This is a genomic window from Litchfieldella qijiaojingensis, from assembly GCF_014651875.1.
GTDB lineage: Bacteria > Pseudomonadota > Gammaproteobacteria > Pseudomonadales > Halomonadaceae > Litchfieldella > Litchfieldella qijiaojingensis.
In genome coordinates this window covers 70,143-89,841 of the sequence record NZ_BMXS01000012.1, presented here as the reverse complement: position 1 = coordinate 89,841, position 19,699 = coordinate 70,143, and the positions used below count along the sequence as shown (strand labels likewise).

Here is a 19,699-nt window from a genome sequence, read left to right as displayed (position 1 = left end):
GCGAGACGTCCATGACCCTGCTTGATCTGCGCTTCGACAATGCCTGGGCACGCCTGCCCGAGGACTTCTACACACGGGTTCGACCCACCCCCTGGCGCGACACGCGCGTGCTGGATGTCAGTCCGCGTGGTGCCGCGTTGCTGGGACTGGACGCTCGGCGACTGAGCGAGGATCCTCGCGAACGCGAGCGTCTGACGGCACTGATGGCGGGCAGCGAACTGCTGCCGGGCATGGACCCCATCGCCCAGAAGTACACTGGTCATCAGTTCGGTTCCTACAATCCCGCCTTAGGCGATGGGCGTGGTCTGTTGCTGGGCGAGGCGATGACCGAAGCGGGGCCGGTGGATCTGCACTTGAAAGGAGCCGGCCAGACGCCCTATTCGCGTTTCGGCGATGGCCGAGCCGTGCTACGTTCCTCGATTCGCGAATACCTGGCCGGCGAGGCCATGGCCGGGCTGGGCATTCCCACGACCTTAGCACTGGCCGTGGCGGTCAATGACGAGAAGGTCATGCGCGAGCGTGTCGAACCTGGTGCCACCTTGATGCGACTGGCCGAGAGCCATATCCGTTTCGGTCATTTCGAATGGCTTTACCAGCGCCGCCGGGTGGAAGACATGAAGCGCCTTGCCTGGCATGTGATCGAGCGTCATCGCCCGGCCTTCAAAGAGAGCGATGCTCCCTTCTCCGAACTGTTCGACGACGTAGTCGCCCGCACCGCCGAACTGATCGCTGCGTGGCAGGCCTATGGTTTCGTACATGCGGTGATGAACACCGACAACATGTCGCTGCTGGGCCTGACCATCGACTATGGCCCCTATGCCTTCATGGATCGCTATGATGAATCGCTGGTGCCCAATCATACCGATGAATTCGGACGCTATGCCTTCGACCAGCAGCCTGGCGTCGCGTTGTGGAACCTGGCGGTGCTCGCTCAGTCGCTGACACCGTTGATCGAGGTCGAGCGGCTGCGCGAATCGCTCGATACCTTCGAGCCCAAGCTGCAGGAAGCCTATGCCCGGCGCATGCGTGCTCGCCTGGGCTTGGCCAACGATGAGGACGGCGACAGGGATCTGGTGATGGCCTGGCTGTCCTTGCTGGCCCGCCATAAAGCCGATTTTCATCGCAGTTTCCGCGCGTTGGGCGGCTACGATGGCAGTCGCGCGGCGCTGTCGGCTCTCGCTGACACACTGGAGTGCGAAACCAGCGATCCGGCATTCAAGGAATGGGTATCGCGTTACGAGCGCCGGCTGGCTGCGGAACGGCGTGGTCCCGAAGAACGACGCTCGGCGATGGATGCCGTCAACCCTCGCTATGTGTTGCGCACGCATCTGGCACAGCGTGTCCTCGAGGCTGCCGAGGAGGGCGACCCCGAACCACTGCGTGAGTTTCGTACTTGCCTGGCCGACCCTTTCCGCGAACACTCGGGTTGCGAGTCCTGGACGCAACCGCCGCCGCGTCATGCCCCTCCCGTGTGCCTGTCCTGTTCATCGTAACGAGCATGCCATGATCTCAGCACCTATGCTGCAAGGATATGACGGCAGGAGGTGCCCATGGCAAGCCACACTGGCAATACCCGACTACGCCTTAGCGATGCGCGAGATGAGGGCGCGGCATTGATGATCATCGATGTCCAGCAGGCCATTGACGATACTCGATACTGGGGTGAGCGCAACAACATAGGACTGGAAGACAATCTGGAGGAATTGCTGGCCTATTGGCGCGGCGGCAATGGTCATATCGTGCATGTGCGCCATTTCTCGCGTACTCCCGGCTCTCCCTATCGCCCCGGCCAGACCGGAGCCGAGTTCAAGGACTGTGTCATGCCACGACAAGGAGAGCGGGTGGTCACCAAGCATGTGAGTAGCGCTTTCGTCGGTACCGACCTGGAAGGTTGGTTGCGCCGCCACGGCGTGTCGCGGCTGGTGGTGGCGGGAGTCGCCACCGCTCACGCCGTGAGCACCACTGTGCGTCATGCTGGATGCCTGGATTTCGCGGTGACGGTGGCAGGGGATGCGTGCGCAACGTTCGCCGTGAGCGACCGCCAGGGTCATCGATGGGATGCCGAGCAGGTGCATGCATTGAACCTGGCGCTACTCGATGGCGCCTTTGCTGAGGTGTCCACTACCCACGATATCGTGCAGCATTTCTGAATCCATCTCGGGACATGTCGTTCCTGATGCCTTCGTCGTCACTCTCATTTTCGATGTCAGAGCGACATCCATGAAAGGTGAGTTGCAAAAAAGGCGTAACTCGAAAAGCGGCAAAATAATGTTTTGTTTATAGGAGCCATAACAAAAATCGTGGGTTGAAAATTTTCCACTTATCCAATATAAATCAAAGGCTTATGCTTTGCTTTAACCATAAGGGGAATGTTATGGAAAGCATAAGTATCTGTCTATGAAAGATTTTTTTGCTTAGAGACTTGCGTTTTTGGCGTTTTATCAAAAAACTGTCGTCCATTGTCTGGACGATCATGAAGAGTGGCGTGAACAACCACGGCGCGAGCTGACGCCTTTTTGCCCGAAATTTGTGGGAAACAAGGAGCAATGGGAAATGCAGAAGATATTGATGCTGACGAGTGGCGTCGCGGCCATGTGTCGCGATGCGCGTCGCCAATCCCAAAAGGGAGGCTGGTTGTGAAAATCGGAGCACCCAAGGAGACGGCTCGGGGCGAGGCGCGTGTCGCGCTGACCCCGGAGAGCGCGCAACATATCAAGAAGCTGGGACACGAATGTCTGATCGAGGCAGGGGCCGGTGAGGCCGCGGGCTTCGATGACGACGCCTATCGGGAGGCCGGGGTCACCGTCGTCGACGGCGCTCAGGCCCTCTGGGAGGCAGCCGATGTCGTCATCAAGGTACGCGAGCCCTCCGAGGAAGAGGCCGGGTTCCTGCGTCAGGGCCAGACGTTGATTTCCTTCTTCTGGCCGGCCCAGAGCGAGGAGCTGCTCGAGAAGTGCCGCGCCCAGGGGGCGACGGTCATCGCCATGGACATGGTGCCGCGAATTTCACGCGCCCAGAAGATGGATGCGCTGTCGTCGATGGCCAACATCGCCGGTTATCGGGCAGTGATCGAGGCGGGCAACAATTTCGGGCGCTTCTTCACCGGCCAGGTGACCGCTGCGGGCAAGGTGCCGCCGGCCAAGGTCCTGGTGATCGGCGCCGGGGTGGCGGGGCTTTCCGCCATCGGTACCGCCGCCAGCCTCGGCGCGGTGGTGCGCGCCTTCGATGTGCGCCCCGAGGTGGCCGAGCAGATCGAGTCGATGGGCGCCGAGTTCCTGTTCCTCGAGTTCGACGAGAGCCAGGACGGCGCGGAGACTGGGGGCTACGCGGCACCGTCGAGCCCCGAATTCCGTGAGAAGCAACTAGCGCTGTTCCGCGAGCAGGCCCCGGACGTGGATATTGTCATCACCACCGCCCTGATCCCGGGAAAGCCGGCGCCCAAGCTGTGGCTCGAGGACATGGTCAAGGCCATGAAGCCCGGTTCGGTGATCGTCGACCTGGCTGCCGAGAAGGGCGGTAACTGCGACCTCACCGTACCCGATGAGCGGGTGGTCAGCGACAACGGTGTGATCGTCATCGGCTATACCGACTTTCCCTCGCGCATGGCGACCCAGGCGTCGCTGCTTTATGCCACCAACGTTCGCCACATGCTCAACGACCTGACGCCGGAGAAGGATGGTGCGATCGTCCACGACATGGAGGACGATGTCATCCGTGGCGCCACGGTGACCCACGCGGGCGAGATCACTTTCCCGCCGCCGCCACCCAAGGTCAAGGCCATCGCTTCCGCCAAGCCGAAGCCGAAGGTCAAGGAGCCGACGCCGGAAGAGAAGCGAGCCGCCGAGCATGCCGCCTTCCTGGCCCAGACCAAGCGCCAGGTGACGATGCTGGGTGTAGGTGGGTTGCTGATGCTGCTGCTCGGCCAAGTGGCGCCGGTGTCCTTCATGCAGCATTTCATCGTCTTCGCCCTGGCCTGTTTCGTGGGCTTCCAGGTGATCTGGGGGGTGAGCCACTCATTGCACACCCCGCTGATGGCAGTGACCAACGCCATCTCCAGCATCATCATTCTCGGGGCGATCCTGCAGATCGGTTCCGGCAGCTTCCTGGTGATACTGATGTCAGCGCTCTCGGTGCTGATTGCCTCCATCAACATCGTGGGGGGCTTCCAGGTGACACGCCGGATGCTCGCCATGTTCCAGAAATCCTGAGCGGCGGAGACACGAAATGTTGGGTCAAGGATTCGTATCTGCCGCATCGATTGCGGCAAGTGTGCTGTTCATCCTCTCGTTGGGGGGGCTGAGCAACCAGGAGAAGGCCAAGCGGGCGGTGTGGTACGGCATCGTCGGCATGGCCGTGGCTGTGGCCTTCACTGCAGTGGGGCCTGGCATCGGCGGCTACTGGTGGATGGTGCCGATGATGATCGTCGGTGCGGTGATCGGTGCCTATGTCGCCAAGAAGGTCGACATGACCGAGATGCCCCAGCTTGTGGCGGCACTGCACAGCTTCGTGGGTCTGGCGGCGGTGTTCGTGGGCTGGAACGCCGACCTGGAGCGGCGCCGTGTATTGGCCGCCCAGCTTGCGGAGTCTTCGACCGAAGGCTTCTCCGCCTTCGCTGCCCTGGTGGCCACCAAGACCCCGGCGGAGCTGATGTTCCTGCAGATCGAGGTGGTGTTGGGTGTGTTCATCGGGGCGGTGACCTTCACCGGCTCGGTGATCGCCTTCGGCAAGCTTGCCGGCAAGGTGGACGGCAAGCCCCGTCAGTTGCCGGGTGGTCACATGCTGAATGCCGGCGCGGCGGTGTTGTCGCTGTTGCTGGCCATTCTCTACCTCAACAGCGCGGGCTTCTGGACGCTGTTGTTGATGTCGCTGCTGGCCCTCTTCATCGGCTACCACCTGATCATGGGCATCGGCGGCGCCGACATGCCGGTGGTGGTGTCGATGCTCAACAGCTACTCCGGTTGGGCGGCGGCGGCCATTGGCTTCACCCTGTCCAACGACCTGTTGATCGTCACCGGCGCCCTGGTGGGCTCCTCCGGTGCCATCCTCTCCTACATCATGTGCAAGGCGATGAACCGTAACTTCATCAACGTGATCCTGGGGGGCTTCGGTGGCAGCAAGGGGCCGGCGGCAGAGATCGAGGGCGAGCAGGTGGCCATCGACACCGCCGGTGTGGCCAGCGCCTTGAGTGATGCCGACAGCGTGATCATCGTGCCGGGTTATGGCATGGCGGTGGCCCAGGCACAGAACGCGGTCAGCGAACTGACCCGCAAGCTGCGCAGCGCCGGCAAGCAGGTACGCTTCGGCATTCACCCGGTGGCCGGCCGTCTGCCTGGGCACATGAACGTACTGCTGGCCGAGGCACGGGTGCCCTACGACATCGTGCTGGAGATGGACGAGATCAACGATGACTTCGCCAATACCGATGTGGTGATCGTCATCGGCGCCAACGACATCGTCAATCCGGCCGCCCAGGAGGACCCCAACAGCCCGATCGCCGGCATGCCGGTGCTCAGGGTCTGGGACGCCAAGCAGGTCTTCGTCTGCAAGCGCGGCCAGGGGACCGGCTATTCCGGCATCGAGAATCCGCTGTTCTTCAAGGAGAACAGCCGGATGCTCTACGGCGATGCTCGGACGAGCATCGATTCCCTGGTGCCGGCGATCGAGTGAGCGACATCTCGCATCGGCCGCGAGCGGCCGGTGCGATCCGGTCCTGACAACGCCCCGACATGGGGCGTTTTTCGTTACAATGACCGACATCACACTGCAGCTAGGGATTGAGCATGTCTGAGGATCGCCTGAGGGTAGCAGTTCTGGGCGGTGGCAGCTTTGGCACCGCCCTGGCCAGCATCGCTGCCGACAACGGTGCCGAGGTTCGCCAGTGGTTGCGCGATGCCGCCTTGGTGGCCGAAATCAATCGCGACCACCGCAACTCGCGCTATCTTCCCGATTTCGCCATCAACCCGTCGGTGGTGGCGTCGGATGACATGCGCGAGGTGCTCGAGGAGGCCGAGCTGGTGTTGATCGCGATCCCTTCAAAGGCCTTTCAGGGGGTGGTGCGCCAGGCGCGACCCTGGCTGAAGGCCGATCAGATCCTGGTCAGTACCACCAAGGGGATCCAGGAAGACGGCTTCAAACTGATGAGCCAGATCCTCGAAGAGGAAACCGGCTTTCCTCACATCGGCGTGCTTTCCGGCCCCAACCTGGCCTCGGAGATCGCCGACAAGCAGCTTACCGCCACCGTCATTGCCAGCGATGATGCCCTGACCCGGGCCAGGGTGCAGACGGCGCTGGGCTGCGACTATTTTCGTGTCTACGCCAGTAACGACCGTTACGGCGTTGAACTGGGCGGGGCGTTGAAGAACATCTATGCCATTGCCGCCGGCATGGCCGCGGCGCTGGGCATGGGCGAGAACACCCGTAGCATGTTGATGACCCGGGCGCTGGCCGAGATGAGCCGGTTCGCCGTTGACCAGGGTGCCAACCCCATGACCTTTCTGGGATTGGCCGGCGTCGGTGATCTGATCGTTACCTGTTCGTCCAACCTGTCGCGCAATTACCGCGTGGGCTATGCCCTTGGACAGGGCAAAAACCTGAACGAAGCCGTTGACGCTTTGGGACAGGTTGCCGAGGGGGTCGACACTGTACGGCTGGTTCGCGAAAAGGCGCGCGAAGACGGTGTCTACATGCCGCTGGCGGAAGGGCTCCATCAAGTGCTGTTCAACGGCGTGCCGGCTCGTCAGATGGCAAAGATGCTGATGCAGGGCGAGCAAAGCAGTGACGTGGAATTCATTCTCTCGCGTGAGGACGTCAAGCAGGCGCGTCGGCTCGAGGAGAAGGGGAATGGCTGAAAAATTATGGATCATGCGCCATGGCGAAGCTGGCCCAGGGCGCCCCGACCCCGAGCGGCAACTGACGCCGCATGGTGCGCAAGAAGTCGCCAGGATGGCGACCTGGTTATACGTTTCCGAACGGTTCACCACCGGTCGCCCACCCTTGCGTCTGGCCGCCAGCCCCTACCACCGGGCGCGGCAGACGGCCTCGATCATGGCCGAACGCTTGGGCATCGAGGTGGAGACATTGCCGCTGATTACGCCGGATGCACCGATCGAACCGATCATCGATTGGCTGCAGACGCATGCCATGGGCGCTGCCTGGTTGCTGGTCAGTCACATGCCCTTGGTGGGAGAACTCACAGGGCGGCTGGTCGAGGGCGACATACGTGCGCGTCATGGTTTTCCCACGGCAGCGATCGCCTGTCTGGAAGCCGATGTCTGGGCGGCCGGTTGCGCGAGGCTGACCGGTTTTCATACCCCCGCCAGTATTCCCTGACCAGGAGTCATGATGAGTTTCATCGTCAATAACCGTGTCTACGTGCAACCCGGTTACGAAGAGCAGTTCGAGGCACGCTTCAAGGCGCGCGCCGGCGAAATCGACAAGCAGCCTGGTTTCAGGGCCATGCGGGTATTACGTCCGCTGGGCAATCAGGCACCCTATGTGGTCGAGACGGAGTGGGAGAGCCAGGACGCCTTCCGGGCCTGGGTGGGCAGCGACGACTTCAAGCGCGCCCATGCCAATCCCATGCCCAAGGAGGCCTTCGCCGAGGGCGGTGGGCTGGAGCAGTTCGAAATCGTCGTCAGCTCAGGCGATTAAGGCAAAGCCTAGATCAGGTCTAGCACGCGTAATGCAAAGACTCCTGCCGTAACCGTGAGGCTCGCCAGCAGCGTGCTGATGGCGATGATGTTGGCCGCCAGCTTGGCATTGCCGCCCATGGCCTTGACCATCACGAAGCTGGCGGCTGCCGTGGGGCTGGAGAAATACAGGAACAGTAGCCCCAGTTCGCGCCCGGAGAATCCCACCAGCCAGGCAGCGCCGGTTGCCAGCAGCGGTAGCGTCACCATCTTCATGAGGCTGGCCCCCATGGCCGTGTCGTGTGATTCGCGCAGGGCGCCGATCGACAGGGTCGCGCCAATGCAGATCAGGGCTAGGGGCAGGGTCAGTGACGCGAAATATTCGCCCGAGGTCATCAACCACTGCGGCATGCCGATTTCCAGGATGGCAAACGGCAGGGCTATGACGACGGCGAGAATCAGCGGGTTTCTGGCGATGTGTTTGACGATGCTGCGCCAGTTGGCGCTGCGACCGGGGCGGTAGGCTGACAGTACCACCACCGACAGAATGTTATAGCTGAGAATCACCACCCCCAGGAGGAGCCCGCCGGCGGACAACCCGTATTCTCCATACATGCTGGCGGCCAGCGCCAGGCCGACGATTCCGCAGTTGCCGCGAAATGCCCCCTGTACGTAGACACCACGATCCTCATGAGGGACTCGCCAGATGGCCCAGGCCCAGCTCAACAGAAAGGTTGCCAGCGTGGCCAAGGCGAAGAATGCCAGTAGAGAGGGACTGAAGGCAGTATCGATATCGGCCTTGATCAGGCTCAGGAAGATCAGCACCGGCATGGTGCCCTTGAATACCAGATTCGACGCCGTATTGACGAAATGCGTGTCGATCCAGCCGCCGCGCTTCAGGGCGATGCCGATGAAGACCATGGCGAAGACCGGCAGGGTAACTTCCAGGGTACCGAGAAAGACCTCGAGCAAGCTCATCGTCAAGCTATCTCCGCCCGAACGTCAGGGAGACGGTATCTGCTCGGGTGGAGCGCTGCTCCGGTTCTTATCGACTGGCAGTGGATGGAGGCATTTTTCCGGTGGGGCCCAAGAGCGAGCATTACGTCATGTCTTCCTTGGCGATCAGGTGGTTACGAAAGGCATTGCTTAGCCTGTTCCCGTGCATCGGGGGAGGGGCATGGGATAGTTCAATGGTCACGCATGAACTCAACTTTGGTCGAAATCTACCACATTCGCCCTTGCCGGTCAGTCATCGATCTATTAGCTTGGCATTTGTATGATGTATGACAACCAATGTGAGGACCATCGGGTGAAGTTTTCCAGAGATGAAGTGAGGCGCGCCCTGGGCGATGGGCTGCTGTCCTTCCCGATCACCGATTTCGACGAGCAGGGCCGGTTCGACGCCGCAAGCTATTGCAGCCGCCTGGAGTGGTTCATCAGCCACGATATCTCCGCGGTCTTCGTGGCCGGCGGCACCGGCGAGTTCTTCAATCTGGGGTCGGACGAGTATCGCGAGATCGTCCGCGTGGCGGTGGAGACGGTGGACGGCAAGCTGCCGGTGATCGCCAGCGCCGGCCTTAGCGTTGAAAGTGGCAAGGCCTTCGCCCAGGCGGCGGAGGAGGCGGGTGCCGATGGCATCCTGCTGATGCCGCCTTACCTGACCGAATGCCCCCAGGATGGCCTGGTGGACTATGCCCGCCAGATCTGTGACGCCACTGACATCAACGTCATCTATTACAATCGCGCCAACGGCATTCTCGAGACAGAGGCGGTTCAGCGGCTCGCCGATCAGTGCCCCAACCTCATCGGGCTCAAGGACGGCAAGGGCGATATCCAGGCACTCAACAAGATCATCAAGACCGTCGGCGACCGCCTGGTGTACATCGGTGGCGTACCCACCGCCGAGATCTTCGCCGAGGCCTATCTTTCCATTGGCGTGAACACCTATTCATCGGCCGTGTTCAACTTCGTTCCCGACATGGCCGTGACCTTCTACAAGGAACTGCGCAAGGGTAACAGCGAAGTCGTCAAGAAGATCACCAACGACTTCTTCATTCCCTTCGTGGATCTCAGGGATCGGAAGAAGGGGTATGCCGTCAGCTTGATCAAGGCAGGAGCCGAGATCATCGGTCGTCCGGCCGGCAGTGTTCGGGCGCCGTTGACCATGCCGACTTCCGAAGAGTGCCAGCAGCTCGAGAAGCTGGTTGGCATTGCAAAGCAACTGTAAATCTACAAAGACAATCGAGAGGGCACCAATGAAATTTCCCAAGACTATCGTAGGCCTGGGCTCGGCAGCCATGATGATGTCAGTGGCCTTTGGCGCTGGTGTGGCCCAAGCCGCGGATGGCCCCCTGAGAGGCAACGTCAGGGTCGTCATCGGTTCCACGTCCACAGGTGGCGACACCTATCAGAACTCGAGCATCGTCGTGGACCAGCTGGCCGAGCACCTCGATCTCAATATGAAGGTCGATGCCGTCGGTGCCAGCGCTGCCTTCCGTGCCCTGGACCGCGATTCTCGCGGCAACACCCTGATGATCTTCCACGACCAGTCCTACCTGGGCTACCTGTATGGGGTGCAGGGTTACGACAATATCTTCGAGAAGTACACCGTTGGGCCGACGGTGGCCATCAACCCGGGTAATGCCTACCTGGTGCCCAAGGACTCCCCGTACGAGACCCTCGACGACATCATCGCGGCGGCGGGCGACGGCGAGACCGTCCGTGTGGCGATCCAGCCCGGCGGTGTGTCCGAGATCGGCTTCAGTGCCCTGAAGAATGCTATTTCCATCGAGCATCCGGGGATGGAGGATAATCTGGTCGCGGTCAACACCGGCTCCCAGTCGGACAAGAACCAGCAGCTCTTCGACGGTCAGGCCGACGTGATCAACGGCACCGTGCAGGCCAACGAGCAGTACACCCGCCTGTCGGAGGACGACCAGAAGGCGATGCGCTTCGTGTGGCTGACGGCACGTCAGGGAACCATCCAGCAGGCACCGGAAAATGGTCTGGGGCAGACCAGCCGCGAGCAGCTGTTGGAGTTCGTGGAGCCCAACGTGACCGTCACCATGGGCGGGGACGAGACCTTCACCTTCGATAAGGAATTCTTCTTCCTCTACAACAAGGACATGGATCCGGCCATCGTGGAGCAGATCGACGAGGCCCTCACCGAGATCTATGCCGAGGGTGAGATCCAGGAGATCCAGAAGAACTCCTTCTTCATCCCCAACTTCAAGCCGTCCGAGCAAGCCTCGGAGTATCTGTACGACAAGATGTCTCGCTACGAAGGCATCATCGAAAACATCAAGTAAGCGATCCGGGCACCGGTGGCCCATGCCGCCGGAGTCCTCGCCACATGGTGTGAATCGCTATAGAACAATGATGGGCAGGATGTCCTCCTGCCCATGCCGGAGCCGCTATGGAATCAGGTCTGTCAAGTCTGCTCAGCGTCTCGATAGATTTCGAGACCTCCCACCTGTTCTTCCCGACGATCATCCACTGGATCATGGCGGGGCTTTTCGTCTTGATCCTGGTGACGAAGGTGGTCCCCTTCCTGGCCGAGGTGAAGCGGGGGGAGCGCACCCTGCCCATCGTGGGGGAGCCCATGGATGCTTTCCGTTTCTTCGGTACCCTCGTCCTGATCGTGGCGTATTTCTACCTGATGGCGGTGGTGGGCAATCTCTTCCCCTATACGGGCTACGGCTTCCTGTTCGTCTCGATGGCCTTCGTCCTGCTGATGTCGCTGATGTACATGCATGAGTGGACGAAGAAGGCCGTGACCATCGTGGTGATCAACGCCGTCGTCGCGCCCGGCCTGGCCTGGTTCATCCTGGCCAAGCTGTTCAACATCACCCTGCCGTGACCGAAGCGAGTGTCGCCATGGAATTCCTGTCACTTCTCGATATTACCTTCTTTCTTCTCGCCGGATTCGGGGCCCTGATCGGCATCATCTTCGGCGCGATCCCCGGCATGACCGCCACCATGGCGGTGGCGGTCTGCCTGCCGCTGACCTATGCCCTGGGCCTGCACCACGGCCTGGCACTGCTGCTGGGCCTCTACGTGGGCGGCATTTCGGGCGGCATGGTGCCGGCGGTCCTGCTCAACATTCCCGGTACGCCGTCCTCGATCACCACCACCTTCGACGGCTATCCCATGGCCCGCAAGGGGGAAGGAGAGAAGGCCTTGCGGGTCAGTGTCATCGCTTCCGTCGTTGGGGGGCTGATCAGTGCCGCCGTGCTCTTCCTGTTCGCCCCCATGCTGGCTGACTTCTCGATCAAGTTCTCCTACGTGGAGAAGTTCCTGATCATCCTGCTGGCCCTGAGTGTCATTGCCTCCCTGTCGAGTAGCATGCTGGTCGGTATCTTCAGCGGGGTGATCGGCATCTGGTTGAGCCTGATCGGTGACTACAGCATCTCCGATGGCGGCAACGGCAAGACGCGCCTGATGTTCGACTTCATGGAGCCCTACCTGTTCGAGGGCTTCTCCCTGCTGCCGGTGCTGATCGGCATCTTCGGCATCTCCACCATCCTGCTCGAGGCCGAGAAGGGGGTGAAGAGCGATCTTTCGAACGAGCGTATCAAGTTCGGCAAAGGAGGCGGTTTCTCGCTCTCGATCTTCAAGGGCCGCCTGACCAACCTGGTGCGCTCGTCCTTCATCGGGACCTTCGTCGGCATGTTGCCGGGGGTCGGTGGCAGCGCCGCCTCGGTGCTGGCCTACACCCAGGAGAAGAATCTGTCCCGAGACTCTTCCGAAATGGGCAAGGGAGCCCCTCAGGGCCTGGTCGCCTCGGAGTCGGCCAACAATGCCCTGACCGGTGGCGCCCTGATTCCGCTACTCTCCCTGGGGATCCCTGGTGACTCCACGACTGCCGTGCTGATCGGGGCCTTCACCCTCCAGGGCATTCAGGTGGGGCCGCTATTCATCCCCGAGAACTCCGAGACCTGGTACATCATGATGACGGCGCTGGTGTTCGCCAACATCGTGATGTTCTTCCTGATGTTCTATGCCATCAAGCATATCGCCAAGGTGGTGATGGTGCCCAAGCACATCCTCTATCCGATCATCGTGATGATGTGCGTGGTGGGGGCCTATGCCATCAACTACGGCATCATGTTCGATGTCTGGACCCTGCTGATCTTCGGCATCCTCGGCTACCTGATCCAGAAGATCGGCCTGGAGGTGGCGCCGCTGATCATCGGCTTCATCCTGGGCAGTCAGGCCGAGGTCTACTTCGTCAAGAGCCTCGAGTCTTTCGGCACTCTCTCGATCTTCTTCACCAAGAGCCCGATCGCCATCGTCCTGTGGTTGTTGATCCTGGCCTCTGTCGTGTTTTCCATCGTCATGGGGCTGAAGTCCCGTGCCCGGCACTCTCAGGAATTTACAACCGATCGCTCGGCAAGCCGATTGGATAAGAAGGAGTTGTCATGAGCCAGTCCAGAAGTCGGGTTATCAAAGTGCATGCGAATGACAACGTGGCTATCGTCGTCGAGCAGGGGGGACTCGCGGAAGGCACCACCTTGGATGACGGCCTCGTTCTGACCGGAGCTATCCCCCAGGGACACAAGGTGGCCCTGACGGATATCCGGGTGGATGACCCCATCGTTCGTTACGGTGAAGTCATCGGCACTGCCGTGGTTGCGATCTCGCGGGGTGAACATGTCGATGAAACCAAGGTGCGCCTGCCGCAGGCGCCAACCTTGAGCGATCTGCCGCTCGCGATACGTCCTGTACCCGAAGTCGAGGCGCTCGAAGGCTATACCTTCGAAGGCTTCCGTAATCCGGATGGCAGTGTCGGCACGAAGAATGTTCTCGGTATCACCACCAGCGTGCAGTGCGTGGCCGGCACGGTGGACTATGTGGTGCAACGGATCAAGCGCGAGCTGCTTCCGCGCTATCCCAATGTCGACGACGTGGTGGGCCTCAACCACACCTACGGTTGCGGGGTCGCCATCAATGCGCCGGCGGCCATCGTGCCGATTCGCACGCTGAAGAACATTGCCCTCAATCCTAATTTCGGCGACGAGGTGATGGTCATCGGTCTGGGATGCGAGAAGTTGCAACCCTCGACCCTGCTCGACGATCGGCCAGTGAAGATCTACGAGAACACCGAAGCCGCGGACCCCGATGCCAACGTGCTGAGCCTGCAGGACGAATCCTTCCAAGGCTTTGGCGAGATGGTCGAGGGGATCATGGCCATGGCCGAGCGGCACCTTGAGCGGCTCAACCGGCGCCAGCGTGAGACATGCCCGGCCTCCGAACTGGTGGTGGGGATGCAGTGTGGGGGTAGTGATGCTTTCTCCGGCGTCACGGCCAACCCTGCGGTGGGGTTTGCCACCGATCTCATCGTGCGAGCGGGTGGCAGCGTGATGTTCTCGGAAGTGACCGAAGTGCGTGATGCCATCCATCTGTTGACGCCACGAGCTGTCGATGAGTCAGTCGGCAAGGCGTTGATCCGTGAAATGGAATGGTATGACCGCTATCTGGAACAGGGACAAGCGGATCGCAGTGCCAATCCTTCTCCGGGTAACAAGCGTGGTGGGCTCAGCAACGTCGTCGAGAAGGCTCTGGGGTCGGTCATCAAATCCGGAAATAGTCCCATAGTTGACGTGATCGGGCCTGGCGAACGGGTTCGCAAGAGAGGCTTGACCTTTGCCGCGACCCCGGCGAGCGATTTCGTCTGTGGCACACTCCAGGCCGCTGCGGGGATGAACCTTCAGGTGTTCACGACTGGTCGTGGGACACCCTACGGCTTGCCGATGATTCCCGTCATCAAGGTGTCCACCAATTCGACTCTCGGGCAGCGCTGGCACGACATCATCGATCTGGATGCCGGCCGCATCGCCTCTGGCGAGGCGACCATCGAAGATATCGGATGGGAACTCTTCCACATGATTCTGGATGTGGCGAGCGGTCGAAAGCAGGTCGCTGCCGACAAGCTCGGGATACACAATGACCTGGTGCTATTCAATCCGGCACCGATTACCTGAGTTCTCGGTAACAGATTCGTCACTGGAATAGAAACGATTCGTAAATCGATCGAAAAGGTATCGCATGTTTCCCAAAGTCAAATCAATGAAGGTAGTACCGGTAGCCGGTTATGACAGTTTTCTCCTCAACCTCAGTGGCGGTCACGCACCCTGGTTCATCCGTTGCGTGGTGATCCTCGAGGATGATGCCGGCAACAAGGGCGTTGGCGAAATTCCATCGAGCGATGGCATTCTGAAAGGATTGGAGCAGTGCCGCTCCCTGGTTGAAGGGTCTCAGGTCAACGACATCAAGCAGACCTTGAACCGTGCCCGCCAAGTGCTTGCCCGCAACGGCCGGGAAGAACGCGGTCGCCAGACCTTCGACCTGCGCGTGGCGGTGCATGTGATCACCGGCCTCGAGTCGGCCCTGTTCGATCTCTTTGGCAAGGCGCTGCAGATGCCGGTAGCCGACCTGCTGGGCCAGTACGGCCGCCAGCGGGATGAGGTGGAAGCCCTGGGCTACCTGTTCCTGCTCGGCGACCCGGGCAAGACGGACCTGCCGTATCCCAAGGCCGACGATCCAAAAGATGCTTGGGATGAGGTGCGCTGTCGTGAGGCTTTGACTCCCGAGGCAGTGGCCAACCTCGCCAAGGCGGCCTACGAGCGTTATGGCTTCAAGGACTTCAAGCTCAAGGGCGGGGTGCTGCGCGGCGAGGAGGAAGCCGACTGCGTTCGCGCCTTGCACGAAGCCTTTCCCGAAGCCCGTCTGACCCTGGATCCCAATGGTGCCTGGAAGCTCGACGAGGCGGTGCGTGTGCTGACGCCGATCCGTGACCTGCTGAGCTATGCCGAGGACCCCTGCGGTCAGGAGGAGAGCTATTCGGGCCGCGAGACCATGGCCGAGTTCAAGAAGCGCACTGGGCTACCGACTGCGACCAACATGATCGCCACCGACTTCAAGCAGCTGCAGTATGCGGTACAGCTCAACGCCGTGGACATCCCGCTGGCGGACTGCCACTTCTGGACCATGCAGGGCGCTGTGATGGTCGGCGAGCTGTGCAACGAGTGGGACATGACCTGGGGCTCGCACAGCAACAACCACTTTGACATCTCGCTGGCCATGATGACGCATGTGGCGGCCGCATGTCCCGGCGAGATCACAGCGATCGATACGCACTGGATCTGGCAGGATGGCCAACGCATCACCAAGGAGCCATTCCAGATTCGCGATGGCAAGTTGAAGGTGCCGACGGCACCCGGTCTGGGGGTCGAGCTCGATGAAAAGAAGCTGGTGGAGGCGCACAGTCTCTATCAGAGCCTTGATGTGACTCAGCGCAACGATGCCATGGCCATGCAGTACCTGATTCCCGGCTGGGAGTTCGATCCCAAGCGGCCGACGTTGGCGCGCTAGCTTGGTGGTGATGCGCTTGGCTAGACTAAAAGTCATACTTTTGGTCAGGACTCGATTTTATGGCTAAGGACACGAATATGACATCGGACATCGCACAGCTCGATGTGCACAAGGTGCCGCGACAGGGAAGCCTTTCCCTGCATGTGGCTGACCAGTTGGAAGCCTTGATCACTCAAGGGAAAATTCCCGTTGGCTCTAAGGTGCCGACGGAAAGCAGCCTGTGCGACTCCTTCGGTGTCAGCCGCACCGTGATCCGTGAAGCCATCACCCACCTCAAGTCATTGGGGTTGGTCGAAACCCGGCGTGGTGTCGGTACCACGGTGTTGCGCTCGACGACGATCGAGGCTAGGCCGGCGGAGCGGATCAACCCGACCACAGTGGAAGATATCCTGCATGTCCTCGAGCTGCGCTTGACCCTCGAGCCTGCCGCCGCCGAGTTGGCTGCATTGCGTCATGATGAAGGCGACCGCGAAGAGATGGAGGCCAGGCATGCTGCCTTCATCCAGGCGCATGTCGAGAAGTCGCAAGCCCGTGTCGAAGACTACGAGTTCCATTTCGCCATCGCCAAGGCGACCAAGAACCCGTTCTTCAAGAGTTTCTACGAGCAGTTGAACCAGAACGTGATCCCCCGCGCCAAGCTGCTCAGCATCGATATCAACCCGGCCGCCTCGGAGCGTTACCTCGCGCGGGTCCAGGAGGAGCATGCCTATATCCTCGAGGCGATCCTGTCGCGAGATGGGGAGGCGGCCAGAGAGACCATGTTCCAGCACCTCAACCGGGCCCGGAACATGTACGCGCAGTATCAGGAAAACTGAACCAGGCAAACCAAGGGAGACAGCATGACCCCACAAGGTACTTCCCTGATCGGCCAGCAGGCCGTCATCGGCGACCAGGCCGTCATCCGCGCCATCGACCCGGCTAGCGGCGAGGTCCTGGCCCCGGAGTACCCGGGCCTGGACCGCGACGCGGTCGCCCGGGCCTGCCAGCTCGCCGAGGTGGCCTACGCTACCTATCGCGAGAGCTCACTCGATGACCGCGCGGCCTTCCTCGAGGACATCGCCGCCGAGATCGAGGCCATCGGCGACGACCTGATCGAGCGCGCCATGGCCGAAACCGGCCTGCCCCGTGCGCGACTCGAGGGCGAGCGCGGTCGCACCTGCGGCCAGTTGCGCCTGTTCGCGTCCGTGGTACGCGCCGGCGAATGGCTCGACGTGCGGATCGACCCGGCGCTGCCCGAGCGGGCGCCGATGCCGCGCGTCGACCTGCGCCAGCGCCACATCGCCCTCGGCCCGGTGGCGGTGTTCGGCGCCAGCAACTTCCCGCTGGCGTTTTCCGTGGCCGGCGGTGACACCGCCTCGGCGCTGGCCGCCGGCTGCCCGGTGGTGGTCAAGGCCCACTCCGCCCACCCCGGCACCTCCGAGCTGGTGGGTCGTGCGGTGCAGGCCGCGGTGGCCAAGTGCGGCCTGCCCGAGGGCGTCTTCTCGCTGCTGTTCGGCTCGGGCAACGAGATCGGCCAGGCGCTGGTCGCCGACCCGCGCATCCAGGCGGTGGGCTTCACCGGTTCGCGGCGAGGTGGCCAGGCGCTGATGGCCACCGCCCAGGCGCGACCCCAGCCGATACCGGTCTACGCCGAGATGAGCTCGATCAACCCGGTATTCCTGCTGCCGGCAGCGCTCCAGGCGCGCGGCAAGGAGATCGCCGAGGGCTTCGTCGCCTCGCTCAATATGGGCGCCGGGCAGTTCTGCACCAACCCCGGGCTGGTGCTCGGCGTCAAGGGCGAGGCGCTGGACGCCTTCCTCGCCGCCGCCGGCGAGGCCGTCGCGGCCAGTGCCGCCCAGACCATGCTCACCCCAGGCATCCACGGCGCCTACGAGGACGGCGTCGGCGCGCTGGCCGGTCATGCCAAGGTGCGCGAGGTGGCCCGCGGCCAGGTTGGTGAGGGGCCCCACCAGTGCCAGGCCGGGCTGTTCGCGGCCAGCGCTGCCGATTTCCTGACGGACGACGCCTTGCAGGCAGAGGTGTTCGGCGCCAGCGCGCTGGTCATCGAGTGTGCCGATGGGGCGGAGATGCAACGCGTCGCCGAGTCCCTCGAGGGGCAACTGACTGCCACCCTACAGATGGACGACGGTGACCTGGACACCGCCAGGGCGCTGCTGCCGACGCTCGAACTCAAGGCCGGCCGGGTGCTGACCAACGGCTGGCCCACCGGTGTCGAGGTGTGTCACGCCATGGTCCACGGTGGCCCCTACCCGGCCACGGCAGACAGCCGCACCACCTCGGTGGGCAGTGCCGCCATCCAGCGCTTCCTGCGCCCGGTGTGCTACCAGAACCTGCCGGCGGGGCTGCTGCCCGAGGCGTTGCAGGATGGCAACCCGCTGGGCGTGAGTCGCCTGGTGGACGGTCAGCGCAAGAATTGATCTGATATTGATCGCAGCATTTCTTGTTGGGGAAGTCCTGTTCGCAGGGCTTCCTTTTTTATTCTGACCCGACCCATTATTTCAATCAGTGAAGTAACGGAGTGTCGCATAATTGTCCGTGCGAGTCGGATATTTCACTTCTATTCACATTAACGTCACGTATATAAACTTTGGTCTATTTAGACTATTGTCTCCCTTGCCCTTCGTTTGGGAGGTTACTAGCTTGTATGATGTATGACGATATCTGCTGTTCTGGGCTGAAGCGTCATGACCCTGCCATTTGGTAGGTTGAATGCAGTCCTTCAGACGATCAACTAAACAACATAAACAAGAGGACGATCGGGTGAAGTTTTCCAGAGAAGACGTCAAGCAGGCCCTGGGCGATGGGCTGCTTTCCTTCCCCATCACGGATTTCGACGAGTCCGGACGGTTCGATCGAGACAGCTATCGTCGCCGGCTGGAGTGGTTTGTCAGTCACGACATTTCCGCGGTATTCGTTGCCGGCGGTACTGGCGAGTTCTTCAACCTGTCTCTCGACGAATACCGTGAGATCGTCAACGTGGCGGTGGAGGCCGTTGCTGGCAGATTGCCGGTGATCGCCAGCGCCGGCATGAGCGTCGAGAGCGGCAAGGCCTTCGCCATGGTCGCCGAAGAGGCAGGTGCCGACGGCATCCTGTTGATGCCACCATACCTAACCGAATGCCCGCAGGATGGTCTGGTCGAGTATGCGCGCCAAATCTGCGACGCCACCTCGCTCAATGTCATCTATTACAACCGCGCCAATGGGCTCTTGACTGCCGAGTCGGTCCAGCAGCTTGCCGAGAGTTGCCCGAACCTGATCGGGCTCAAGGACGGCAAGGGCGATATCCAGGCCCTGAACAGGATCGTCAAGACCGTGGGTGATCGCCTGGTGTATATCGGCGGTGTGCCGACGGCGGAGATTTTTGCCGAGGCGTATCTTTCCATCGGGGTCAATACTTACTCATCGGCAGTGTTCAACTTCGTGCCGGAGATGGCAGTGAAGTTCTACAAGGAACTGCGTAAGGGTAACAAGGAGGTCGTGAAGAAAATCACTCAAGACTTTTTCATTCCCTTCGTGGACCTCAGGGATCGGAAGCGGGGCTATGCCGTTAGCCTGATCAAGGCAGGGGCGGAGATCATCGGCAGACCGGCGGGTAGTGTTCGGGCGCCGTTATCGATGCCGACTTCCGAGGAGAGAAGCCAATTGGAGAGACTGGTAGGTATTGCTGAACAATTATAAGTCAAAATCAAACCAAACCA

At 61.2% G+C, this 19,699-nt stretch carries 17 protein-coding genes; 16 read left to right on the top strand and 1 reads right to left on the bottom strand.

Annotated elements, in window-relative coordinates:
* The first annotated feature begins 11 nt into the window (after window positions 1-11).
* From IE093_RS12570 to IE093_RS12540, 7 genes are all read left to right on the top strand, one after another.
* Complete coding sequence (locus IE093_RS12570) at window positions 12-1,493, top strand: protein adenylyltransferase SelO (protein ID WP_189469703.1); 1,482 nt, start codon at window positions 12-14, stop codon at window positions 1,491-1,493.
* 57 nt (window positions 1,494-1,550) lie between these two features.
* Window positions 1,551-2,150 (top strand): cysteine hydrolase family protein, encoded by a 600-nt coding sequence (locus IE093_RS12565; RefSeq protein WP_189469701.1) that lies wholly within the window; start codon window positions 1,551-1,553, stop codon window positions 2,148-2,150.
* 486 nt (window positions 2,151-2,636) lie between these two features.
* Complete coding sequence (locus tag IE093_RS12560) at window positions 2,637-4,208, top strand: Re/Si-specific NAD(P)(+) transhydrogenase subunit alpha (RefSeq protein ID WP_189469699.1); 1,572 nt, start codon at window positions 2,637-2,639, stop codon at window positions 4,206-4,208.
* A 16-nt stretch (window positions 4,209-4,224) separates the two neighbouring features.
* Window positions 4,225-5,667, top strand: a complete 1,443-nt coding sequence (locus IE093_RS12555) for an NAD(P)(+) transhydrogenase (Re/Si-specific) subunit beta (RefSeq protein ID WP_189469698.1) — start codon at window positions 4,225-4,227, stop codon at window positions 5,665-5,667.
* A 113-nt stretch (window positions 5,668-5,780) separates the two neighbouring features.
* Window positions 5,781-6,848, top strand: a complete 1,068-nt coding sequence (locus IE093_RS12550) for an NAD(P)H-dependent glycerol-3-phosphate dehydrogenase (protein WP_189469696.1) — start codon at window positions 5,781-5,783, stop codon at window positions 6,846-6,848.
* Window positions 6,841-7,329: a phosphohistidine phosphatase SixA gene (gene sixA / locus IE093_RS12545; protein WP_189469694.1), complete on the top strand. Its 489-nt coding sequence runs from the start codon at window positions 6,841-6,843 to the stop codon at window positions 7,327-7,329. The genes IE093_RS12550 and sixA overlap by 8 nt, the downstream gene beginning before the upstream one ends.
* Before the next feature lie 12 nt (window positions 7,330-7,341).
* Window positions 7,342-7,650, top strand: coding sequence for an antibiotic biosynthesis monooxygenase family protein (locus IE093_RS12540; protein WP_189469692.1), 309 nt, complete (start codon window positions 7,342-7,344; stop codon window positions 7,648-7,650).
* An 8-nt stretch (window positions 7,651-7,658) separates the two neighbouring features.
* Here IE093_RS12540 and IE093_RS12535 read toward each other — a convergent pair whose 3' ends face one another.
* Window positions 7,659-8,606 carry an AEC family transporter gene (locus IE093_RS12535; RefSeq protein WP_189469812.1) on the bottom strand — a complete coding sequence of 316 codons (948 nt, stop codon included), beginning with the start codon at window positions 8,604-8,606 and terminating at the stop codon, window positions 7,659-7,661.
* A 331-nt stretch (window positions 8,607-8,937) separates the two neighbouring features.
* Between IE093_RS12535 and kdgD (IE093_RS12530) the strand changes: the two genes are divergently transcribed.
* The 9 genes from kdgD (IE093_RS12530) to kdgD (IE093_RS12490) all read left to right on the top strand — a co-directional run bounded on the left by kdgD (IE093_RS12530) (window position 8,938) and on the right by kdgD (IE093_RS12490) (window position 19,679).
* Entirely contained in the window at window positions 8,938-9,855 is a 918-nt protein-coding gene (gene kdgD, locus IE093_RS12530) for a 5-dehydro-4-deoxyglucarate dehydratase (protein WP_189469690.1), read from the top strand.
* 28 nt (window positions 9,856-9,883) lie between these two features.
* Window positions 9,884-10,936 (top strand): type 2 periplasmic-binding domain-containing protein, encoded by a 1,053-nt coding sequence (locus IE093_RS12525; RefSeq protein ID WP_189469688.1) that lies wholly within the window; start codon window positions 9,884-9,886, stop codon window positions 10,934-10,936.
* Between the two features lie 107 nt (window positions 10,937-11,043).
* A complete protein-coding gene (locus IE093_RS12520) occupies window positions 11,044-11,487 on the top strand; it encodes a tripartite tricarboxylate transporter TctB family protein (RefSeq protein ID WP_189469687.1) in 444 nt (147 codons plus the stop codon).
* 17 nt (window positions 11,488-11,504) lie between these two features.
* The gene (locus IE093_RS12515; protein WP_189469685.1) at window positions 11,505-13,052 is read left to right on the top strand and encodes a tripartite tricarboxylate transporter permease; all 1,548 of its coding nucleotides are present in this window, start codon (window positions 11,505-11,507) and stop codon (window positions 13,050-13,052) included.
* Entirely contained in the window at window positions 13,049-14,611 is a 1,563-nt protein-coding gene (gene garD, locus IE093_RS12510; protein ID WP_189469683.1) for a galactarate dehydratase, read from the top strand. Before IE093_RS12515 ends, garD begins: the two co-directional genes overlap by 4 nt.
* 64 nt (window positions 14,612-14,675) lie before the next feature.
* Window positions 14,676-16,001, top strand: coding sequence for an enolase C-terminal domain-like protein (locus IE093_RS12505; RefSeq protein WP_189469681.1), 1,326 nt, complete (start codon window positions 14,676-14,678; stop codon window positions 15,999-16,001).
* Between the two features lie 77 nt (window positions 16,002-16,078).
* A complete protein-coding gene (locus tag IE093_RS12500; protein WP_229803533.1) occupies window positions 16,079-16,816 on the top strand; it encodes a FadR/GntR family transcriptional regulator in 738 nt (245 codons plus the stop codon).
* A 24-nt stretch (window positions 16,817-16,840) separates the two neighbouring features.
* Entirely contained in the window at window positions 16,841-18,418 is a 1,578-nt protein-coding gene (locus tag IE093_RS12495; RefSeq protein ID WP_189469677.1) for an aldehyde dehydrogenase (NADP(+)), read from the top strand.
* Window positions 18,419-18,761: 343 nt separating this feature from the next.
* Window positions 18,762-19,679 (top strand): 5-dehydro-4-deoxyglucarate dehydratase, encoded by a 918-nt coding sequence (gene kdgD / locus IE093_RS12490; RefSeq protein WP_189469675.1) that lies wholly within the window; start codon window positions 18,762-18,764, stop codon window positions 19,677-19,679.
* The last annotated feature ends 20 nt before the right edge of the window (window positions 19,680-19,699 follow it).